Source organism: Paracoccus sp. KKT209, assembly GCF_055635455.1.
Genome location: NZ_CM145758.1, coordinates 1,613,199 through 1,634,471, shown reverse-complemented (window position 1 = coordinate 1,634,471; position 21,273 = coordinate 1,613,199). Strand labels below are relative to the sequence as shown.

At 67.6% G+C, this 21,273-nt stretch carries 18 protein-coding genes; 11 read left to right on the top strand and 7 right to left on the bottom strand.

The window, feature by feature from the left end; genetic code table 11:
• The first annotated feature begins 103 nt into the window (after positions 1-103).
• The 3 genes from ACZ2G3_RS08225 (at position 104) to ACZ2G3_RS08215 (ending at position 3,679) form a co-directional block, all read left to right on the top strand.
• Positions 104-652 carry a redoxin family protein gene (locus ACZ2G3_RS08225; protein WP_470395225.1) on the top strand — a complete coding sequence of 183 codons (549 nt, stop codon included), beginning with the start codon at positions 104-106 and terminating at the stop codon, positions 650-652.
• A gap of 166 nt (positions 653-818) precedes the next feature.
• A complete protein-coding gene (locus ACZ2G3_RS08220; protein ID WP_470395223.1) occupies positions 819-1,400 on the top strand; it encodes a biliverdin-producing heme oxygenase in 582 nt (193 codons plus the stop codon).
• 143 nt (positions 1,401-1,543) lie between these two features.
• Entirely contained in the window at positions 1,544-3,679 is a 2,136-nt protein-coding gene (locus ACZ2G3_RS08215; RefSeq protein ID WP_470399002.1) for a histidine kinase dimerization/phosphoacceptor domain -containing protein, read from the top strand.
• 4 nt (positions 3,680-3,683) lie between these two features.
• Here ACZ2G3_RS08215 and ACZ2G3_RS08210 read toward each other — a convergent pair whose 3' ends face one another.
• Together ACZ2G3_RS08210 and ACZ2G3_RS08205 are read right to left on the bottom strand one after the other, a co-directional pair.
• A complete protein-coding gene (locus tag ACZ2G3_RS08210) occupies positions 3,684-4,133 on the bottom strand; it encodes a response regulator (RefSeq protein WP_470399001.1) in 450 nt (149 codons plus the stop codon).
• Positions 4,130-5,221: a histidine kinase dimerization/phosphoacceptor domain -containing protein gene (locus ACZ2G3_RS08205; protein WP_470399000.1), complete on the bottom strand. Its 1,092-nt coding sequence runs from the start codon at positions 5,219-5,221 to the stop codon at positions 4,130-4,132. The genes ACZ2G3_RS08210 and ACZ2G3_RS08205 overlap by 4 nt, the downstream gene beginning before the upstream one ends.
• Before the next feature lie 259 nt (positions 5,222-5,480).
• On the opposite strand from ACZ2G3_RS08205, the gene ACZ2G3_RS08200 reads away from it, so the two are divergent.
• The 5 genes from ACZ2G3_RS08200 to ACZ2G3_RS08180 all read left to right on the top strand — a co-directional run bounded on the left by ACZ2G3_RS08200 (position 5,481) and on the right by ACZ2G3_RS08180 (position 12,428).
• Positions 5,481-7,136 carry an IucA/IucC family protein gene (locus ACZ2G3_RS08200; RefSeq protein WP_470398998.1) on the top strand — a complete coding sequence of 552 codons (1,656 nt, stop codon included), beginning with the start codon at positions 5,481-5,483 and terminating at the stop codon, positions 7,134-7,136.
• Complete coding sequence (locus ACZ2G3_RS08195; RefSeq protein ID WP_470398996.1) at positions 7,126-9,861, top strand: IucA/IucC family protein; 2,736 nt, start codon at positions 7,126-7,128, stop codon at positions 9,859-9,861. The genes ACZ2G3_RS08200 and ACZ2G3_RS08195 overlap by 11 nt, the downstream gene beginning before the upstream one ends.
• Positions 9,858-11,090, top strand: coding sequence for a DUF6005 family protein (locus ACZ2G3_RS08190; protein WP_470398995.1), 1,233 nt, complete (start codon positions 9,858-9,860; stop codon positions 11,088-11,090). The genes ACZ2G3_RS08195 and ACZ2G3_RS08190 overlap by 4 nt, the downstream gene beginning before the upstream one ends.
• Complete coding sequence (locus ACZ2G3_RS08185; RefSeq protein ID WP_470398993.1) at positions 11,087-11,887, top strand: sugar phosphate isomerase/epimerase family protein; 801 nt, start codon at positions 11,087-11,089, stop codon at positions 11,885-11,887. Before ACZ2G3_RS08190 ends, ACZ2G3_RS08185 begins: the two co-directional genes overlap by 4 nt.
• 277 nt (positions 11,888-12,164) lie before the next feature.
• Positions 12,165-12,428 (top strand): hypothetical protein, encoded by a 264-nt coding sequence (locus tag ACZ2G3_RS08180; protein ID WP_419267756.1) that lies wholly within the window; start codon positions 12,165-12,167, stop codon positions 12,426-12,428.
• Positions 12,429-12,431: 3 nt separating this feature from the next.
• On the opposite strand, the gene ACZ2G3_RS08175 is transcribed toward ACZ2G3_RS08180, so the two are convergent.
• On the bottom strand, positions 12,432-13,346 hold the full coding sequence (locus tag ACZ2G3_RS08175) for a LysR substrate-binding domain-containing protein (RefSeq protein ID WP_470398991.1): 915 nt from the start codon (positions 13,344-13,346) through the stop codon (positions 12,432-12,434).
• Between the two features lie 97 nt (positions 13,347-13,443).
• On the opposite strand from ACZ2G3_RS08175, the gene ACZ2G3_RS08170 reads away from it, so the two are divergent.
• Positions 13,444-14,934, top strand: coding sequence for a catalase (locus ACZ2G3_RS08170; protein ID WP_470398989.1), 1,491 nt, complete (start codon positions 13,444-13,446; stop codon positions 14,932-14,934).
• A gap of 43 nt (positions 14,935-14,977) precedes the next feature.
• Here the strand turns inward: ACZ2G3_RS08170 and ACZ2G3_RS08165 are convergent, their stop codons facing one another.
• Positions 14,978-16,117, bottom strand: a complete 1,140-nt coding sequence (locus tag ACZ2G3_RS08165) for a DUF6456 domain-containing protein (RefSeq protein ID WP_470398988.1) — start codon at positions 16,115-16,117, stop codon at positions 14,978-14,980.
• A gap of 215 nt (positions 16,118-16,332) precedes the next feature.
• Here ACZ2G3_RS08165 and ACZ2G3_RS08160 point away from each other — a divergent pair, with 215 nt between their 5' ends.
• Both ACZ2G3_RS08160 and ACZ2G3_RS08155 read left to right on the top strand, forming a co-directional pair.
• Positions 16,333-16,665 (top strand): DUF6477 family protein, encoded by a 333-nt coding sequence (locus ACZ2G3_RS08160; RefSeq protein ID WP_470398986.1) that lies wholly within the window; start codon positions 16,333-16,335, stop codon positions 16,663-16,665.
• 963 nt (positions 16,666-17,628) lie between these two features.
• On the top strand, positions 17,629-18,459 hold the full coding sequence (locus ACZ2G3_RS08155; RefSeq protein WP_470398984.1) for an invasion associated locus B family protein: 831 nt from the start codon (positions 17,629-17,631) through the stop codon (positions 18,457-18,459).
• A gap of 52 nt (positions 18,460-18,511) precedes the next feature.
• Here the strand turns inward: ACZ2G3_RS08155 and ACZ2G3_RS08150 are convergent, their stop codons facing one another.
• The 3 genes from ACZ2G3_RS08150 to lpxD form a co-directional block, all read right to left on the bottom strand.
• On the bottom strand, positions 18,512-19,720 hold the full coding sequence (locus ACZ2G3_RS08150) for a beta-ketoacyl-[acyl-carrier-protein] synthase family protein (protein ID WP_470399086.1): 1,209 nt from the start codon (positions 19,718-19,720) through the stop codon (positions 18,512-18,514).
• A 104-nt stretch (positions 19,721-19,824) separates the two neighbouring features.
• Complete coding sequence (locus ACZ2G3_RS08145; protein ID WP_419267750.1) at positions 19,825-20,091, bottom strand: acyl carrier protein; 267 nt, start codon at positions 20,089-20,091, stop codon at positions 19,825-19,827.
• A 12-nt stretch (positions 20,092-20,103) separates the two neighbouring features.
• Positions 20,104-21,204 (bottom strand): UDP-3-O-(3-hydroxymyristoyl)glucosamine N-acyltransferase, encoded by a 1,101-nt coding sequence (gene lpxD, locus ACZ2G3_RS08140; protein WP_470398981.1) that lies wholly within the window; start codon positions 21,202-21,204, stop codon positions 20,104-20,106.
• Between the last annotated feature and the right edge of the window lie 69 nt (positions 21,205-21,273).

Below are 21,273 nucleotides of genomic sequence, written 5' to 3'. Positions count from 1 at the left end.
CGCATCGCGGCATTGCCCTTGCCGCGGCGCGGCGTTACCTCTGCGCGCGAAGGGGCGGCCGTTATGCCGCCTCCGTGACGCCCGACGACAGACAGGAGCCACCATGAAACCCGGATCGAAACTGCCCGACGTAACCTTCCGCACGCGCGTTCGCGACGAAGCCGTGGGCGGCCCGAACCCCTATCGCTGGCAGGACATGACCACGGCCGACTATTTTGCCGGCAAGCGGGTCGTCCTTTTCTCGCTGCCCGGCGCCTTCACGCCGACCTGCTCGACCTACCAGCTGCCGGGCTTTGAAAAGGCCTATGGCCAGCTCAAGGATCTGGGCATCGACGCGATCTATTGCCTGTCGGTGAATGACAGCTTCGTCATGAACCAGTGGGCCAAGTCGCAGAACCTGCAGAACGTGACGGTGATCCCGGACGGTTCGGGCGAGTTCACCGAAAAGGCCGGCATGCTGGTGCGCAAGGACAACCTGGGCTTTGGCCCGCGCAGCTGGCGCTATGCCGCCGTGGTCAATGACGGCGTGGTCGAGGCTTGGTTCGAAGAGCCCGGCCGCTGCGACGACTGCGCCGAGGACCCATATGGCGAAACCTCGCCCGAGGCCGTCGTGGCCTGGGTTCAGAACGCCCGGGTGTCCGAGGACGCCTGAGCCTGCCGACAGGCACGACGAACCAGGGGGCCGGCCATGCGCCGGCCCTTTCCTGTTCGTGGTGCCGGAGCTTTGAACCGTGGCGCGGTGGGGGGTGGCGGACCTCCTCCTGCCTCGGATAGTCTGGCCCTGGTGCTGGAGCCGGCACGATCTGGGAGAGACCATCATGCAGTCTTCGGCACGGCGCCAGGCCTTGCGCGCGGGAACCGATGACCTGCACCGCCTGCTGGATGACCAGCTGGGCGACCTGACGCAGCCGCGCGATTACCACCGCTACCTGGCAGGCACCTGGGCTTTTCGCGCGGCACTGGAACCCGCCCTGACGGCCGCGCTGGCCGATGCGGGCCAGTCATGGCGCCTGCTGCCCCTGGCAGAGGCCCTGCAGGCGGATCTGCGCGATGTCGACCAGCCCCTGTCCGCCCTGCCCCCGGTCCCCGACCTCACGCGTCCCGCCACCCAAACCGGCGCGCTTTACGTGCTGGAGGGCTCGGCCCTGGGCGCACGGCTGGTCGCGGCGCGGGCCGCGGATCTCGGCTTTGACGCCACCTTTGCCGCGCGCCATCTGGCCCGGCAGACGGCGGACAGGACACGCTTCCGGTCCTTCCTGACATGGCTGGACACCGCCGCCTTTGACGCGGAGGCCAGCGCGGAGGGCGCCCGGGGCGTGTTCCGCATGGCGATCCGCGCGCATGGCCTCATCCACACCGATGCCTTTGCTGGCCAGAACGGGGCAAGCGCAGGGGGCTGATGCCTGTCATGCACCCGGCGAGAAGTTCGGCGGAACTTGGCCGATCGCTTTACATTTGTGGTCGACCGATGTGCCCTCGCGTCCCTGCGGTGCCATATGCGGAAGGAAAGAATGCTTCTCCCTGTTGAACGGCGCCTCATTTCATGGACCAGATAGTTCCCACCGATTTCCCCGAGCTTTCCGGCTGCGATGCCGAGCCCATCCACATTCCAGGCTCGATCCAGTCCTACGGGCATATGCTGATCGCGCGCCGCAGCGACCTGGTGGTCGTAGGTGCCGCCGGTTCGCAGGATGCCTGGTCCCGGGACGCCATGGGGCAGATTCTGGCCGGCCTCTTCGGCGGCGCCTTTGCCGACCTTGACCCCAGCCGACTGACGGAAGCCAAGCCCAAGGTCCTGGACCCGGTCCGCCACCAGGACAACACCTGCGATGCCATCGCCTATCTCAGCGGCGAACATGTCGTGATCGAACTGGCCCCGCGACTGGACGGGGCCGTTCTGGATGCGGGCTTCCTGTCCCGACTGGAGCTTTCCGGCGCGGCGATGGAGAGGTCCTCGAACCTCGCCGACCTCTACCGAAAGGCCGCGCGCCAGTTCCAGGACCTGACCGGCTTTGACAGGGTGATGATCTACCGCTTCGGCGACGATGCGTCCGGCGTCGTCGTCGGGGAAAGCTGCGCGCCGCATCTGGCGGGGTTCATGAACCACCATTTTCCGGCGACCGACATTCCGCGCCAGGCCCGCACGCTTTACGTCCGCAACCGGGTCAGGGTCATCGCAGATGTGAACGCGCCCGTCTCGCCCATCACCGGAACGGAACCCGGCATCGGCGGCATCGACCTCAGCGACTCGATGCTGCGCAGCGTGTCTCCGGTCCATCTGCGCTATCTTCGCAACATGCAGGTGGCGGCCTCGGCATCCATGTCGATCGTCAAGGACGGAGAACTCTGGGGCCTCGTTGCCTGCCATCACGCGGAACCACGGGTGCTGTCGCTGACCACCCGCCTGGCCTGCCAGGCCCTGGCCGACAGCCTGTCCCGCCAGATCAAGCTGCGCGAGGAAACCGAGCTTTACCGCGAACGCATCCGCCTGCGCGCGCACGAGGACATGGTGCTGGGCCGCCTTGGCCCCGACGATTCCCTGGCACAGTTCTTTGCCCATTCCGCCGACGACCTGGCCGGGCTGGTCTCGGCCGACGGCTTCGCGGCGGTGCAGGGCGGGGATCTCTTCACCTTCGGCACCTGCCCCGAGGAGGACGATCTGCGGGCGCTGGCGGATCACGTCTGCCATCCCGGCTCGCTCAAGGCCTATCACAGCAGCTGTCTTGGCCGCGATCATCCGCCCGCGCAGGTCTACAGCGACCGCGCCAGCGGCTTGCTGGCGGTGACCATGTCGACCGAGGTGCCCACGATCCTGATGTGGTTCCGCGCCGAAAAGCTGCAGGTCGTCACCTGGGCCGGCAATCCCCACAAGAACGTGCCCGCCACCCCCGGCGCGGTGCTGGAGCCGCGGGCCTCGTTCGAAGCCTGGTCGCAGCAAGTCAGCGGCTGTTCGCGCGAATGGTCGGCGGCCGAGACGGAATCCGCCACCCGGCTGGTCAAGCTGATGCTCGGGGCGCGCAACAACCGCCGCATCCGCCAGCTGAACGCCGAACTGCGCACGACGCTGCGTGAGAACGAAAGCCTGATCCGGCAAAAGGAGTTCCTGCTGCGCGAGGTCAACCACCGCGTCCAGAACAGCCTGGCCCTGGTCGCATCCTTCCTGCGCATGCAGGGGCGTTCCGCCGAGCCCGCGGTAAGGGCACAGCTGGAAGAGGCGCAGAACCGCCTGACCGCCGTCAGCCTGGTCCACCGACGCCTCTACCAGGACGACAGTTCCGAAATCGTCGACCTTTCGATCTATCTGGCCGAGCTGATGAAGGAGCTGAAATCTTCGCTGGATGGCGGCTGGAATCGGCTTATCCAGACAGATTTCGCGCCGATCCTTGTGTCGACCGACAGGGCCGTCAGCATCGGTCTTCTGCTGAACGAACTGATCGCGAATGCCGCGAAATATGCCTATGCGGGGCAGCCGGGCCCGGTCTCGGTGTCGCTGCGCCAGACCCGCAACCTGCTGCGGTTGGAGGTTTCCGACCAAGGGATCGGCACCGACGGAACCACCAAGGGCACCGGGTTCGGCATGCGCATGGTCGAAGCCCTGGTCGACCGGCTGGAGGGAGAGCTGTCGACCGAGGACAACAGTCCCGGCCTTTCGGTCATCGTCACCGCACCCACCGGCTGAGGGCTCAGGCCCTCAGCATCGCCAGGGCGGGTGCGGCCACAAGACTGCCGGGCGCGGCCGGCACCGGCCCGGTCTCGTGCATCACCCGGTCCAGATAGGCCAGCGCGGCGGTGACGCCCATGGAGGTGAAGGGCTTGGCGATCAGCCCATGCGCGCCGGCGAAATCATCGGGGATCTTCTTCGGATTGGCGGTCACGAAGACGACGATGGTCCCGGGCCAGCGCGCCTGGATCAGCGCATTGACCTGAAGCCCGGTGCTGTTGCGGGCCAGTTGCATGTCGACAAAGGCCAGGTCGGGCCTGCTGTCACCCGGCAGCGCCTCGACATCCTGCAGCGAAGCGGCGCTGCCGATGACGCGATGGCCCGCATCCTCGATGATCATGCCCAGGTCCATGGCGATCAGGAACTCGTCCTCGACGACAAGGATGTCCAGCGGGGTTACAGGGCGTGTCATGGGGCCTCCCGGGTCGCGGTAACATGCAGTCTGGTGCCGGTTTCGGTGGCCTGCCAGCCGACCTGGCAGCGGGCCTGGGCCGCCAGCCGGGCGATGATCATCGCGCCCAGGCCCGACGGCGCAACATCCCGGTTGCCGTCGATGTCGATCGTCAGCTGCGCCTCCCGGCCCTCGGTCGTGGCGCTGATGGTGACGACGGCCTGTGTCGGCAGTCCCTCCGCCGGTGCGATGGCAAGCGTCAGGATCTCGTTGATGATCAGACCGATGGCCGATGCCTGCCCGGCCGGCACCTCCGCGCGGCTCAGATCGGCGCGGATGCGGATGTTGCTGTCGGGATGAACCTGCCCCAGGTCCTGGGCCAGGTTGACGGCATAGGTGCCGATGTCAAAGCGGGTGATGTCATCGGACTGGTAAAGGCTTCGATGTACCGCAGCCAGCGCGTCGATCCGGGCCATCATCGCCCGCAGCAGGACCTTGGTCTGCGCGTCGTCGGCCTCGCGCATCTGCAGCCGCAGGATCGAGCCGATCATGGTCATGTTGTTCTTGACCCGGTGGTCCACCTCGTGAAGCAGCAGCTTCTGGGCGTCCAGCGAATGGCGCAGCTGCGCCATGCGGCGGTCGACCTCGGCCTCCACGCGCTCCTTCTCCTCCTCGATCTTCGACTGGTTCTCCACCCGCGAGGTGACATCCATCTGCGAGGCAAAAAAGAACCTGATGCGCCCCGCATCGTCGCGCACCGGGCTGAGGTAAAGGGCGTTCCAGAACGGCGTGCCGTCCTTGCGGTAATTCAGCACGTCGACCGAAACGTCCTGACCCTTTTCCACCGCGTCCCGCAGCCTTGCGATGGTCTGCCGGTCAGTGTCCTTTCCCTGCAGAAAGCGGCAGTTCCGGCCCCTGACCTCGTGCAGGTCATAGCCGGTCAGAAGCTGAAAGGCCTTGTTGGCAAAGACGATGGGATTATCCGGCAGTTGCGGGTCGGTGATGATCATCGCCATCCGGGTCGCCCGCACCGCCGCGGCGAAAGGGTCACCCCGGCCGTGGTCGTAATCCAGCGCCTCGGTGAGGGTCCAGTCCAGGCGCTGTTCCAACCGGTCACTCCATGATCAGGCCCGCGGCCATGTGTTGCGATAAGGAAAGCTTGGTCCGCGGGGGAAGGTTCCGCATCCCATCCCAAAGCGCGCCGGAACTCTACGGAAGTGTAGCGCCTGAGACCCGGGATGAAAAAACCGGCAGATCGCGCGACTGGTAGTTGACATAAATACTAAAGATTAATATGCCTGCACTGCCAGCGTCAGCCAGCCTCTCTGTCCCAACCGGCCCTTGCGGCCGCCACGACCCGAGGCGCTGATGACCCTGCCCGACCTTGCCGAAATCGCCGATCCCCTCGATCGCGGCGACCCGGACCGCATTGCGGATCTGGCCAGCCTGCGCGCCCTTCTGGCCTGCGACCGGCTGGAGCTGGGCGGCGGCCGCGACCTGATCCCCGTCGCCGGCGGATGGATCGAGCCGCGCAGCAGGCAGCCGATGCAGACCGGCCAGGCCCGGCTGCGGCAGCTGATCCGCCACGCGGCGGATGGTGCCCATACCATCGACGCATCTGCGGCCTTGGCGCTGATCCTGGACCGCATCACGCGCGATCATGGGACCTCTGGCGAGGCCCTGTCCCGCCGGGTGCGCGCCAGCCGTCAGCGCATTGCCGAACTGGCCGCCCACCGGCTGTCGGTTCCCGACGCCGCGCCGGATTACCTGACCGCCGAACAGGCGCTGATCTTTGGCCATTGGATGCATCCCTGCCCCAAGGCCCTGTCGGGCATGACCCTGTCCGAGGAACGCGCGATGACCCCGGACTGGCGCGGCGCCCTGCGCCTGCACGCGCTGTCGGTGCGCGCCGACCTGGTCGAGGGCACGGACCCGGACCTCGCCCGCGACCTTCCGGGCATGGACCTCGGGACCGCGCCGGACCGGGTGATCCTGCCCGTGCATCCGCTGACCTGGGACCGCGCCCGACGCGACCCGCAGATCGCCGCATTGGTCACGTCGGGCGACATTCTGGATCTGGGACCCACAGGCCCGGGCTGGTGGGCGACCTCTTCGGTCAGGACCCTCTGGCGCGGCGACAGCCCTTGGCAGGTCAAGGTCTCCCTGCCGGTCACGGTGACGAATTCGCAGCGCGTGAACAAGCGCCATGAGCTGCTGGCCGGGGCCGCCATGGCGCGGCGTCTGGGCGCGCTGAACGGCCGCTTCGGCCCCCTGAGGATCGTCGCGGACCCGCACTGGATGACGCTGCGCCTGCCCGGTCGTGCCGAAAGCGGGTTGGAGCTGATCCTGCGCCAGAACCCCTGGCGCGGCGCCCGCGGCGGCAAGGTCATGCAGGTGGCCGGGCTGGTCGCCGAACCCCTGCCGGGCCGCGCCTCGATCCTGTCGCAGGTGGTGGCGGGACACGATCCCGCCGCGTGGTTCGACGCCTATCTGGATTGCGCCGTGGCGCCGCTGCTGCGGCTTTACGATGCCACCGGCATCGCGGTCGAGGCGCATCAGCAGAATGCCCTTCTGGACCTGTCGCGCGGCCTGCCCTGCCGCTGCGACATCCGCGACAACCAGGGCTTCTATGTCGCCGAGGACATGGCCGATACCGACCTTTGCGCCATTCCGCAGCTGGTCTATCCCCGGGCCGAGTGCGAGGATGCGCTGGCCTATACCTTGATCGTGAACCAGGTCTTTTCAGTCATTCATCGCCTGGCGCTGGACGGGTTGCTGCCCGAGGGTCACGGCCTGGCGCGGCTGGCCTCCCATCTGGGCGCGCTTGGCAGGCTGCCGGGCCATGGCGGCGCCCTGGCGCGGCGCTGGCTGACGGACCCGCATCTGCCGGCCAAGGGCAACCTGCTGACCCAGTTGGGCGGCGTGGACGAGCTGCTGATCCCCGGCGAACGCGCGCCGATGATCCGCGTGCCGAACCCGCTGCCGGCACATGCGGCCGCAAGGGCGCTGGCCGATGTGGCCTGAGACCCCCGAAAGCCGCAGCCTGCGGCGGGCCATCGAGGCGCTGGCCTTCGAGGGCATCCTGAACCCGATCCGGGGTGGCTGGATCACCGGCGGCCTGACCATCCGCGCGCCCCATCGCCTGCAGGCGACGGGCCGGGTCCGGCTATTGGCCCCGCCCGTGGATGACGCTGGCCATCCCGTCACCCTTGGCGCGCTCGGCCGCGGCCTGACGGATGCCGGGCACGACCCGCAGATCCTGCTGCGCGCCATCCGGCGCAGCGCGCATTTCCTGCGCGCGGCCGGTTCGGTCCCGCCCGGGCGCCTGCATTTGCAGGGGCTGGCGCTGGAGGCCGCGCTGATCGAGGGGCATCCCTATCATCCGGGCTTCAAGTCCCGCATCGGCTTTGACGATGCCGACAACGCAGCCTATGGACCCGAGGCTGCCGCGCCCATCGCGCCGCAGTGGCTCGGGGTGGCGCCGGATCTGGTCACCCGGACCGGCACCGACCCGGCCGCGGGCTTTGCCCCTGACGGCGCGGTTCCGGTCCATCCCTGGCAGTGGCGCCAGCTGCAGGCTGACCCCGTCATCCGGGCTTGGCTGGCCGATGGGCGCTTGCGTCTCCTCGATCATCGCGGGCCGGCGATGCAGGCGACGTCGTCCCTCCGCACGCTGGCCACCCTGGACGGCCGCGACCACCTCAAGCTGTCGCTGGGCGTCGGCGTGACCAGCTCGATCCGCGATCTGGTGCCTTGGTCGGTGGCCGTGGCGCCGGCGATCTCGGACTGGCTGTCGCAGGTGGTGGCCGCGGACCCCGCGCTGGCGGACCTGACGGTCCTGCGCGAACATGGCGCAGTCATTGTCGGAAGGGCGGAACTGGGCGGCCGCCTGGCCGCGATCCGCCGCACGGCGCCGCCGCATGACGCGGTCCCCCTATCCGCCCTGACCCTGACCGAGCCTGACGGGGCGCCACTGATCGCGCGCTGGCTGGCCCGCCACGGCACGCGCCCCTGGGTGGCGCAGTTGCTGGAGGTGCTGCGGCCCGTCTGGCACCTGATGACCCATCATGGCATCGCGCTGGAGGCGCATGGCCAGAACCTGCTGATCCGGCACCAGGACGGCTGGCCCACAGGGCTGATCGCCCGAGATTTCAGCGAAAGCCTGGAATATGCGCAGGACCGCCTGGCCCGCCCCGACCTGCGCCCGGACCTGGACAGGATCGAGCCCGGCTATGACGCCGCCCCCGACGGCACCCATCACCGCATGGCCGATGCGACCGATCTGCGCGACCTGGTCATGGATTGCCTGGTCACGCATGTCCTGTCGGATCTGGCCGACCTGCTGCACCGCCGCCACCTGCTGCCCGAACCCGCCTTCTGGGCCATGGCGCGCGCCGCCTTGCCGCCCGCACCCGGCCTGCACAGCGACGCGCCCACCTACCCGGCCGAAAGCCTCGCCGCCGGCCTTCTGGGCCGCGCCGGCAGCCACCCGGCCCCCAACCCCCTGAGGACCCCCGACCCCATGCCCGATCTTTTCCGCCTAAACGACCGCCTTGTCGACCCATGGGCACTGGACCTCCCCGACCTGCTGGCCGACCGCGCCCCCGACAGGACCAGCGTGGCCCTGCACCTGACCGATCGCGCCGCCTGCCTGGCCCAGATCCTGCGCCTGAGGGCGGCCGGCGCCTCCTGCTATCCGATCCACCCCGAGACGCCCGCCCAGCAGGCGCGCGATCTGGCGCAACGGGCCGGCTGCGACCGCCTGGCCCATGATGGCGGGCTGGAGGAGCTGGGCTGCGTGGACCTGACCCATCCCGGCGGTGTGCTGATCCAGATGAGTTCGGGCACCACCGGCGCGCCCAAGGTCATCGCCCGCAGCTGGACCGCCATCCAGACCGAGATCGACGCCTATATCCGCGCCTTCCCCGAGGCGCAGGACATGACCCCGGTCATCGCCGCGCCGATCACCCATTCCTATGGCCTGATCGCTGGCGTGCTGGTGGGACAGGCGCGCGGCCATGTGCCGCTGGTCCTGGACAGCGCCAACCCCCGCGCGATCCTGCGCCAGCTGGCGGGGATCCGTGACCCGCTGCTCTATGCGGCGCCGCCGCTTTTGCATGTGCTGGCGCGCCTGGCGGGGCCGGTTGGGATGCATGCGGTGATGTCGTCGGGGACCGTCCTGCCGCAGCCCTGGTTCGATGCGATCCGGGGCGCCAGCCGGCACATGTTCCAGCAGTATGGCTGTTCCGAGGCCGGTTGCCTGGCCATTGCCGCCGATCCCCGCACGCCCGACGACATGGGTGCGCCGCTGCCCCATGTGCGGCTGACCGCAGGCAGCGCCGCGCCGGGGCCGGTCGTTGTGCAGGATGCGCGGACCGAGATCCAGACCGGCGATCTGGGCGTGATCGACCCGCGCGGCCACCTGATCTTTGCCGGGCGCGCCGCCGAGGTGATCGATGTCGCGGGCCTGAACGTCTATCCCGCCCAGATCGAGGCCGCCGCCATGGCCCTGCCCGGCATCCACGACGCCGTGGCCTTTGCCATTCCCGACCCTGCGGCCATGCAGCGCCCTGCGCTGGCTTATGCGGGCGAGCTGTCCGAGGCAGACCTGGACGCGCATCTGGCCGGCGTGCTGTCGCCGCGCCAGCGGCCTGCGCGCCTGATCCGGCTGGCGGCCCTGCCCCGTGGCGCGAACGGCAAGATCGCGCGGCGCGACCTGGCCGATACGCTGCTGGAGGTTGCGCCATGACCGATCCCCGCCCCATTGCCTCGCCCGAGGCCATCCTGGCCGCGATCCGCCAGATCCTGGCGGGACCCATGGCCTGCCCGCGCATGGAGGCGTTTGGCCCGCAGGCGCGGCTTGGACATGACCTGGGCCTCGATTCCGTGGGCCTGATGACGCTGATGCTGCATCTGGACGAACAGGGGATCGAGATGGCCGAGGACACCTTCGACCGCGCCCCCGGCCTGACCATCGGCGCCCTGGCCCAGGCCCTGGCCGGGGCCGCTCCTGTCTTGGACGAGCCCCTGGACATCAAGGTCCATTGCGTCGTCAGCTGCATCTGCCAGGGCCTGAAGGATCGCGGCGGCATCGACCACCGTCCGATGTATCTGGGCCTCTGGGACGGCGAGGTCGTTGTCGACGACCGGATGCGGCTGTCCTATCACGCCGAAGCCATCGATCACGACTTCTACCGGCACTGGGCGCAGCGTCTGTTCGGGCTGACCGTGACGCGCTGGTACGATCCTGCCGCGTCCAAATCGGACAACCTTGACCGGTTGCATCGCCAGCTGGCGGAATGGCGGCCCGGCCGCTACGTGATGCCGATGATCGACATGTTCCTGCTGCCGCAGCGGGACAACAAGTTCGCCCAGGACCCTTTCCCGCATTACGCGCTGATCCAGCCCACGGACGACCCCGATCGCTGGCTGATGCGCGATCCTGACTTTCGCTGGGAGGGCGCGCTGCCGGCCCGCGACCTGCGTGCGGCCTTTCTGCGGAATACGGTCGCGGGCGGCTTTGTCTTTGACACGGCAGATGCGCATTCCGCCACGCGCGCGGATATCGCCGCCATGCATCGCGCGACCTTCGACGCGCAAGCCACGCCGCTGATCGACGCGCTGAGCCGTATCCTGCACGCGCACGGGGGTGGCTTGCCGCGGGCCGATCTGGAGGTCGCGCTGCGCGAGTTGCCGGTCATTGCCATCCGCAAATACGCCTATGAACACGCGCTGGCGGTCTTTGGAGATATCGAAGGGGCGGATGCGGAGGCCTTCGAGGACTGCTGCGACCGCATCGCGGCCCTGACATCCGGCCTAAATGCGGTGCACCTGCGGGCGGTGGCCTTTGCCCGGGGCGGCGATGCCCACGACCTGACGCGCGCCCTGTTCGAACTGGACGCGCTGGCCCACCTGGAGCGTGGCATCAAGGCCACCGTCGCCGCCTGGTTCCACCGCTGGCAGGAGGCCGGGGCATGAGGATCCACGCCTGTTCGGTCGCCTTCCGCCACCTGGAGGTCACCGCCGCCGACCTGGCCCGATATGTCACGCGCGAAGGCTTTGACGGGCTGGAGATCTGGGCCCCCCATGCCCGCGCGATGAGGGACGACTGGCGGGCGCTGCCCCTGCGCCCACGCGTGCCGATGCTGGCAGGCTATCTGCCGCTTGGCACAGGCGATTTCAGCCGCCCTGAAGCACAGGCGCTGGTCGAGTTGACCGTGGCCTGGAATGCGCCCAGGCTGCGGCTGTTCGCGGGCGGGCTGGGCTGGGACCGGGCCGATGCGGGGGCTCGCGCCGCCATCCTGCGCGACCTGCGGCTGGTGGCGGACATGGCTCGCGATGAAGGACTGCGCATCGCGGTCGAGACGCATCCCGATACGCTGGCCGATAGCCTGCCGGCCACGCTGGCCCTGCTGGACGGGCTGGATCATCCGGCCGTGGGCATCAATTTCGACGTGCTGCATGTCTGGGAAGGCGGCGCCGAGCCACAGGAGGCGCAGGCCCTGCTGGCGCCGCATATCCTGCACTATCACCTGAAGTCGGTGACGGCCCGCGACCGGCTGGAGGTGTTCCACCCCGGCAATGTCCACGATCCGCGCGGCCATCGGGGCGGGATGTGCGGGCTTTTCGACGGCGCCCTGGACTATCGCCGCATCCTGCGGGGGCTTTCCTGTGCAGCGGAGGGGTCGCTGGAGTGGTTCGGGCCCAAGCCTGCCGCCACGATGATCGCCGATCTGCGCCGGGTGCGGGAATTGGGCATGACCGAGGCCGCCTGAAGGGGTTAGGGTGCTGGCAAGCGTAGGTTTTGGATGCCGGGCCTGCTGGATGACCAGAGACGCTGCTGTCGTTGCTTTGCAGGGGCACTCCAGCCAAGCCGTGACACGGCGTGCAAGGTTGCTGATGCTGAAGGTATCGCAAGCTGCACCAGCATGGTAGCGGGCCGCGACAGAGCGGCAGAGGCGTGGCCTGTGCTACAGCCCCGGAGAGCTGCAAAGCCGACCGCCGGGAACAAGGGCGGGGTGGGCCGTGTTCGGACGGGGAAAGGAGACCACCATGACCCAATCCCACACCACCCGCGACCATGACACGATCCGCAAATGGGCCGAGGCCCGTGACGGGCACCCCGCCAAGGTCGATACCGGCGGCAAGGGCGGCATCCTGCGCATCGACTTTGGAGAACCCGAGGATTCGCTGACCCAGATCGAATGGGACGAGTTCTTCCAGATCTTCGACGAGAACGACCTGGACTTCCTTTATCAGGACAAGACCGCGGATGGCGGTACCAGCCGCTTCAACAAGTTCGTCTCGGGCAGCTGAGGCTCAGGCCGGGTCATCGGCCAGAAGGGGCGCGGCGGCAGCTGAGAGGACCTGCGCCAGTTCGTCGAACCACCCGTCGCCCGAGGTCGTGGCCCGGCGCATCAGCATCACCTGCCGCGCCGGCTGCGGCTTTGGAAACGGGATGGCGGCTAGACCGGGCGCGGCCGCCAGTTCCTGCCGCCGGGCGATCTGGGGCAGGAAGGTCAGTCCCATGTCCTGCGCCGCCAGCCGGCACAGCGTGGCCAGCGAGGCCGCGCCCAGGTCCAAGCGACTGCTGCGGCGGCCCAGTCCGCAAACCTCCAGCGCCTGATCGCCCAGGCAATGCCCTTCGTCCAGCAGCAGCAGCTGGCCGGGATCCAGCGACCGGGGCTGAATCGCTCCGGCATCCAGAGCGGCAATGCGGCCGGTGCTGCCCGCCAGCAGGAAGGGATCGGTGAAGAGGGCCACGGCCTCGACCGAAGCGTCCGGCGGCGGCGTTGCCACCACGATCGCGTCCAGGCGCCCGCCTGCCAGCTCCTCCAACAGCTGATCGGTCTGCGCCTCGCGCAGGTGCAGGTCCTGGCCGATCTGGCGCCCGCGCAAAACGGGCAGCGCCTCGGGCAGCAGATAGGGTGCGACGGTGGGGATCATCCCCAGCATCAGCCGTCCGCCCTGCCCCGGCTGGCGCATTGCCTGTTCCAGGTCGGTCATGGCGGCCAGCACCCGCAGGGCATGGCCTTGCAATGCCCTGCCTTGCGGCGTCAGCACGACACCCGCCGGCGTGCGTTCCACCAGACGCGCGCCGACAATCTCCTCCAGCGCGCGGATCTGCATCGACAGGGCCGGCTGGGTCACATGGATCGCGTCGGCCGCCCGGGTGAAGCTGCCGTGCTGGGCCAGAGCCAGGAAATAGCGCAGGTGGCGCAAGGCGATGTTCATAAGCAGCCCTGATCTTCTTCAGCAGAATTTACGATTTTAATTTATCCTGCGGGGGCTTCATCTTGCAATCGGCAAAACCGAAGCAAGGGACAACGTCATGAGCCAGCACCCCCCGTCCGACCGCCTGCGGATGACCACCACCGCAGGCGCCCCCATCGCCTCGAACCAGCACAGCGAGACTGCAGGCCCGCGCGGCCCGCTGCTGATGCAGGATTACCAGCTGCTTGAAAAGCTGGCGCACCAGAACCGCGAGCGGATCCCCGAACGTGTCGTCCATGCCAAGGGCTGGGGCGCCTTCGGCACCTTCACCGTGACGAACGACATCACGCAGTTCAGCTGCGCCTCGATCTTTTCGCAGGTCGGCAAGACGACCGAGATGCTGGCCCGCTTTTCCACCGTGGCGGGAGAGAACGGCGCCGCCGACCACGAACGCGACGTGCGGGGCTTTGCGCTGAAGTTCTATACCGACGAAGGCAACTGGGACGTGGTGGGCAACAACACGCCCGTCTTCTTTGTCCGTGATCCGCTGAAGTTTCCCGACTTCATCCACACGCAAAAGCGCCACCCGCGCACCAACCTGCGCAGCGCGACGGCCATGTGGGATTTCTGGGGCCAGCACCCCGAATCGCTGCACCAGGTCACCATCCTGATGTCGGATCGTGGACTGCCGCAGGACCCGACCTTCATGAACGGCTATGGCAGCCACACCTATTCCTTCTGGAACAAGGACGGCGCGCGGTTCTGGGTCAAGTTCCACTTCAAGACCCAGCAGGGCCACCGTTTCTACACCAATGGCGAGGCCGCCGAGATCATCGGCCACACACGCGAAGGCTATCAGGAGGCGCTGTTCGGCAAGATCGAGACCGGCCAGTTCCCGCGCTGGAAGATGTTCGTCCAGGTCATGCCCGAGACGGATGCCGAACGGACGCCCTATGACCCGTTTGACCTGACCAAGGTCTGGCCGCACGGGGACTATCCGCTGATCGAGGTGGGCGAGTTCGAGCTGAACCGGAATGCCGACAACTATTTCGCGCAGATCGAGCAGGCGGCCTTCAGCCCCTCTAACAAGGTGCGCGGCATCGGCTATTCGCCCGACAAGATGCTGCAGGCCCGCGTCTTCAGCTATGCCGATGCCCACCGCTATCGCCTTGGCACGCATTACGAGCATCTGGCCGTCAACGCGCCCAAATGCCCGGTTCACCATTACCACAAGGACGGCCAGATGAACTTCTTCGGGCATCGGGCCGGCAACCCCGACGCCTATTACGAGCCGAACAGCTTTGGCGGGGCGGTCGAGGACCCCACCTTCGCCGAGCCGCCGCTGCGGATCTCGGGCGAAGCCGGGCGTCACGCGCACCAGCAGCAGCTGGACGACTATGCCCAGCCTCGCGCATTGCACGACACGGTCCTGACCGAGGATGAGCGCGGGCGTCTCTACAAGAACCTGGCCGCTGCCATGGAAGGTGCGAAGGAGGCCATTGTCCAGCATGCGCTGGAGCATTTTGACCGCATCAGCCCCGCCTATGGCGCAGGCATCCGCGCCGCCCGAGCCGAACTGGCGCACAAGCACCAGCACGCGGCCGAGTGACAGGACCAGAAGGGGGCGCCTGGCCGGGCGCCCCTTTTCCACATCAGCCGATCAGCGGCATGCCCTTGCCGTAGGTTTCGGCATAGTGGCGCTCCAGCCGCATCAGGGCCAGGCGCAGCACGATCTTGCCCGAGCGCGCGGACCATCCCAAGCGACGCTCGGTCAGCTCGATCCCCTCCAGGAAGCAGCAGACGCGCAGGACGATGTCCCCCATGCCCGGCCCCAGGTCGCGCAGGGCCACGGCCACCCGGTCGCGCGCCGATTCCGATCCGCCGCGATAGCCCGATCCGCCGCGCGACACGTCGATCCCCGAGGTCATGAACCCGTCCCAGTTCTGCGTGATCCGCGGCCCCATTTGGGCCAGTTCGAAATCCTCGCGGAGGCGTTCGCCGGCCGCGACCATGCCGGGCGTCAGGAAGGCCTGTCCCAGGTGATCGCGGCGCCGCGCCAGGATCAGCAACGGGCTTTCGGCGATATTGACGCGCGCATGGCGCCTGCGGCCGTCCTCGGGGTCCTCGATGACGCGCTTTTCCCAAACCCGATGCCGGTCTGCATGATCGAAGGTCGCCGGTGCCTCGGCCATGCCGGCAGGCTCTTCCGCCTGCACGCGTTCCGCATCGGCAAAGGAGGAGCTGCCCAGCAAGGCGCTGCGCTGCTGCGGCGAACGCAGCATGTCACGAAGCGCCTCGCGCCCACCCGGCGCGATCACATAACGCTGCAGGCGCCCGGACTGGCGCGACTGCACGACCCAGCCCTTCAGCGCCATCATCTCGGCCAAGGCACGGTCCAGGACGGCGGTACGGATGTCGTCGCGGGTCACGATCGCCTTGTCCATCCCCGGCGCCGAAGCCATGACGGCCCCCGGCTCGGCCAGGCGGCGGAGCACCCGCAGCGCGGCGCGATCGTCCAGCGGCGCGGCCGGGCCCGGCCGGGGCGACAGGGCGCCGTCCACCAGCGGATCATCGCGACGCGCCTCAAAGCGCCGGATGCGTCGCAGGATGGTCGAGGCATGGCACCCCGCCTCGCGCGCCAGCGCCCGGATCGACTGTCCCTGCTCGACATGCCGCAGATACAGCTGCGCGTCCTCGGTCAGATCGTCCCGGGCAGCGGCTGATGTCTGCCCTTGGGAACGGTGTTCCGCCACGCCAGAGTCGAAAGCGAAGTCACCGGCCAAAATTGTCATGGGTAAGGTCCCTTGTCGTCCTGGAGCAGTCCGGCAGATGACCACCCTGGGTTGATGTTTGTTCTGTGGTTAACAGAATGTTTCTGCACATAGCCGCAACATTCCCTAACAATTCCTAAAGAAATATTGCTGCTGCGCACGCTGTCCGCAGGGTTTGGGCAACACATGTTGAGGTTGTGTGAAGTTGGTCATGTCGCTGACCTAAGGACCTGACCATGACCGTATCCTCGAATGTCATCATCTTCCGCCCGCGCCCTGCCAGTCACGGGCTGCGCCGTCCCGGCACCCTGATCCGCGCCGCTCGCGAAGGTCAGCGCAGCTGGAAACGTGAACGCGACCTGGTGCGCCTGCTGCGCGCCGACCGCTGCCCTGTGCCGGGTGCGGCCCTGTCGCGACTGCGCGCAGAGGAGGAGATCTTGAACGACCAGCGCGTCAGTCGTGCAGCAGAATACAATCTTCAGCGCCACGTCATGCTGATGATCGCGATCCTGGCCGAGATGCGGGCTGCCGTCGCCGCCGCGCCGCAGCCGATGATCGCCGCGGAATGATCATCGGCACTTGGCCCGGAAGCGGCTTAGGGACGTCCCGGACCGGGGCCTGCTTGATCCCAGTTCCCAGCTCCCGGTTTCCGGGCATGAAGCAGCGCATCCTCTGCACCTTGTCCCATCAAATCGCCCTCCTGAACAAGGAGACCCGCCCGACAATCCTGTAGCAGCAGCCCCTCACCTTCGGCGAGTTGCACCCCGATGTTCATCATCCCCTCTGCGTTGGGAACGGGCAGGCCCGACCAAAGCAGAGGGTCAGATCGGCAGGCTTCCTTCGGATGTGTTGGCTAGGTTGCCTCCCGGGGGATCCGGAAAAACATCGGTGGCAAACGGGCAAACTTGGTCGATGCCGGCGAAGTCGCCCGCCGTATTCATCGTGGAGGCCAGAAACGTATGCCTATGAGCAGCGTCTGCCGTCTTCCCGTCCCGGCCCGATCGGGCGGCGGCCAATGGCTCTAGTGCAGCAGCAGCCGATCAGGGGCGGCATGCTCCGTACCCGCGCGGTCCATGAGGATGCCGCCTTTGGCCACAATCGCCGAGACGCGCACGTGTCCCGCAACGTGCGCAGCGAGAAGAAAATCTTAACCTCTTTCTGACAAGTTGATCCTGCCCGGGTCGCATCTCTGATCCGGATCCTCCTCCCTGTTGGACTGCCGCGCCCTCGGGCGCGGCTTTTTTGTGATGACGGCCCAGTGCGCGGACAGTTGACGGATCACGACGACGCGACTAGCGTGCAACCCAATGATGACCGGCCAGTCCGGCAGGGAGAAGGCGCAATGCGCCCGGGGCCGTGGCGAAAGCTGCGGCCTTTTCTATTTCGGGGTTTGGGCGGTTCCTTGCGCAACCCGTCTCCAGAGCCGGGCGGGTCAAGCCATGGTGAAGGCACCTGCGCCGCGTTGGGCCTGACAAGGGACGCGCGCCGTGCTAAATCCCGGCCAATGCTTTGAGCAAAGGGAAGAAACCACGATGTCTTTGAAACCTTCGCACGCGCTGCTGGCGGCTCTTGCCCTGGTTGCCGGTCCGGCATTCGCCCAGGACACTGTCCCCGCAGCCCCGGCTGAGACCCCCGCTGCCGAACAGCCGGCCGAGGCTGCCCCTGCCGGCGCCGATGCCCCGGCAGCAACCCAGGCGGCTCCTGCGGCCGGCACGGACGCTGCACCTGCAGCAGGAACGGAAGCTGCAGCGCCTGCCGAACCTGCGGACACCCCCGCCGCAGCGACGGATGACACGCCAGCTCCCGATGCAGCCCCCGCGGATGCGGCCACGGCCGATGCCGAACGTCCGGGGTCTTACTACCCCAAGTCGGAACACGGCGACTGGACCATCCGCTGCATCCGCGCGGGCGAGGGCAAGGACCCTTGCGAGATGTACAAGCTGCTGACGGACGAGGATGACAACGCGGTCGCGGAACTGACCTTGATCCCGCTGTCGAACGGCAATGTCGCAGCGGGCGCCACGCTGGTCGCGCCGCTGGAAACCGACCTGATCGAGGGGCTGGGCTTCCAGGTGAACCGCGGCGAGATGCGCGGTTATCCATTCAGCTTCTGCGCGCCGGTCGGCTGCGTCTCGCGTCTGGGATTTACCGAGGCCGAGCTGAATGGCCTGAAGCGGGGTCGCGAAGCGGCCATCCAGTTGCTGCCCTTCGGCGGCGATCCCAAGAACCCGGTGCGCCTGGTCATGTCGCTGAGCGGCTTCACCGCCGCCTTCGACGAATTGACCGCCTATGCTGCCGAACCCGCGCCCGAACCCGCCGCTGATGCGGGGGCCGAGGCCGAAGAGGCTGCTCCGGCTGAGTAAACTGCCCAACGTCGAAAACCGCGCCGGAAGGCGCGGTTTTCATCGGCGCATATCAGGCACGCCGCAGCGCGATCACCGCATTCAGCCCGCCAAAAGCAAAGGCGTTCGACAGGACCGCATCAACGCGGGCCTCCCGCGCCTCGTTCGGCACCACGTCCAGCCCGCATTCGGGGTCCGGCTCCTGGTAGCCGATGGTGGGGGCGATGACCCCGTCCCGCAGCGCCATGATGCAGGCCAGCAGCTCGACCGCGCCGGTGCCGCCAATGAGGTGCCCATGCATGGACTTGGTCGACGACATCATCAACCGGTCCGCATGATGCCCGAAGGCATGGGCGACGGCCGCGCATTCGGTCTTGTCATTCGCCGCCGTGCCGGTGCCATGGGCGTTGATATAGCCGATCTCGTCCAGGTTCAGACCGGCATCCACGATGGCGCCGGTGATGGCACGCTCGGCCCCCTGGGCCGAGGGCATGACGATGTCCTGCGCGTCCGAGGACATGGCAAATCCCACCACCTCGGCCAGGATCTGCGCCCCCCGCGCACGCGCATGTTCGTATTCCTCAAAGACAAATACCCCCGCGCCCTCGCCCTGCACCATGCCGTTGCGGTTGGCACTGAAGGGGCGGCAGGCGTCCTTGGACATGACGCGCAGCCCCTCCCATGCCTTGACGCCGCCAAAGCACAGCATCGCCTCGGACCCGCCGGACAGCATCACGTCGGCCGCACCCGCACGCACCATCTGGAAGGCTAGCCCCATCGCATGGTTCGAACTGGCGCAGGCGGTGGCCACGGTAAAGGCCGGTCCGCGCAGGCCAAACTCCATGCTGACATGGCTGGCGGCGGCGTTGTTCATCAGCTTGGGCACCACGAAGGGATGGACGCGGTTCTTCCCCTCCTCGTACACGGCACGATAATTCTCGTCCCAGGTGTTCAGGCCGCCCCCTGCCGTGCCCAGGATGACGCCCGCCCGCAGGCCAAGCGCACCTTCGAAATACAGGCCCGCTTCCGCGACTGCCTGCTTGGCGGCCAGCAGCGTGAATTGCGTGAACTTGTCGTAGAGCAGGATCTGCTGGCGGTTGAAGTAGGTCTCCGGCGTCCAGTCGTGGATCTGCGCGCCGATCTGGATCGACAGGCGCTCCACGTCGCGGAACTCCAGCTGGGTGATGCCGCAGCGGCCCTCGCGGAATGCCTCCATCGTGCTGGGCACGTCATGGCCAAGCGCGTTGATGGTGCCCGCCCCGGTGATGACCACGCGGCGCAGCCCGCCCCGGCCCGAAAGGTCGCCGGCGGCGGAAACCGCAGGCGCCGCGATGCCGGCATCGACCAGCGCTTCGGCCGGCACGTCGCCGGCCCTGGGTGTCTTGCTCATCCGTCCTTTTCCGCCACCAGCCGCTCCACCGCGGCGATGATCGTGCCCATGTTGGAGATGTCGAACTCGGACTTTTCGGGTTCGTTGGCGTTGAAGGGAACGCTGATGTCGAACTCCTCCTCGATCGCAAAGATCGATTCGACCAGCCCCAGGCTGTCGATCCCCAATTGCTGGGGCGTGGCGTCGTCCGTCACCTCTGCCGGATCAAGCATCGCCTGTTCGGCGATGATGGCACGGATACGCTGTCTGATGTCGTCGGTCATGTGGCCTCCTGTTCAGCCCTTTTCCAACAGGCGTGTAACGGTTTCCTGAAGTTTTGACAGCTGTTGCGCGAATCGCGGCAGCCGACGCATCGCCTTCTGGATTTCCATCTGGGTTTCCATCTTGACCGCCGGATTGCCCAGGATGACCCGCCCGGCCGGCACACGGGTGAAGATTTTGGTCGCCCCGCCCGCGATCACGTCGTCGCCGATCTCGATATTGTCCGAAACCCCGACCTGACCCGCCAGCACCACGCGGTCGCCCACGCGCGACGAACCGGCAATGCCGACCTGGCCGCACAACAGGCAGTCGCGGCCAACCACGACGTTGTGGCCCAGATGCGCAAGGTTGTCGATCTTGGTGCCCGAGCCCACCTGCGTGGCGCGGATGGTGCCGCGGTCGATGGTGGAATTCGCGCCGACCTCGACATCGTCGCCCAGTTCGACCCCGCCAAGCGAATGGATGCGTGTCCAGTGCTGGGCCTTGATCTCGGTCCGGCTGCCCAAGGTGCGGCGGATTTCCTCGATGCCCGATTCCTCGGGGGTGACAAAGGAAAAGCCGTCGCTGCCGATCACCGCATTCGGCTGCACGATCAGACGATTGCCTGCCGTGACGCCATGCGCGATCCTGACGCCAGGATGCAGCAGCGCACAGGCTCCGATCCGGCTGCCGCGGCCGATGCTGACATGCGACCCGATCCGGGCGCGCGGCCCGATGCGGACATCCGCGCCGATGATGGCAAAGGCGCCGACCGATGCCCCCTCGCCCAGTTCGGCCGTCGGATCGACGATGGCCGTCGGATGGATGCCCTCCGCGATGTCGGGTCCTTGATCGAAGGCGCGGGTCAGTCCCGCCATCACCAGCCGGGGGCGGGGCGCAAAGATCGCGGCCTTCAGCGCATAGGCCTCGGGGTCCATCCCCTCGGCCAGGATCGCGATGCTGCCGGGGCGCAGCGCCTCGGCATAGCGCGGGGACATGGCCAGTGCGATCCGGCCGCCCTCGGGACCAACCGGCCCAACGCTGGCGGGTTCTCCGGCACCCGTCACGCGGATCGTCAAGTCACCCCAGCTGCGCGCCTCCAGAGCCCGCGCCAACTCATCCATCGTCACGGCCATGGTGCCCCCTTTCAGACAGGCACTTAGCCTGTTTGAACCCGTCGTTCCAGCCCAAGCGGCCGCAGCTTA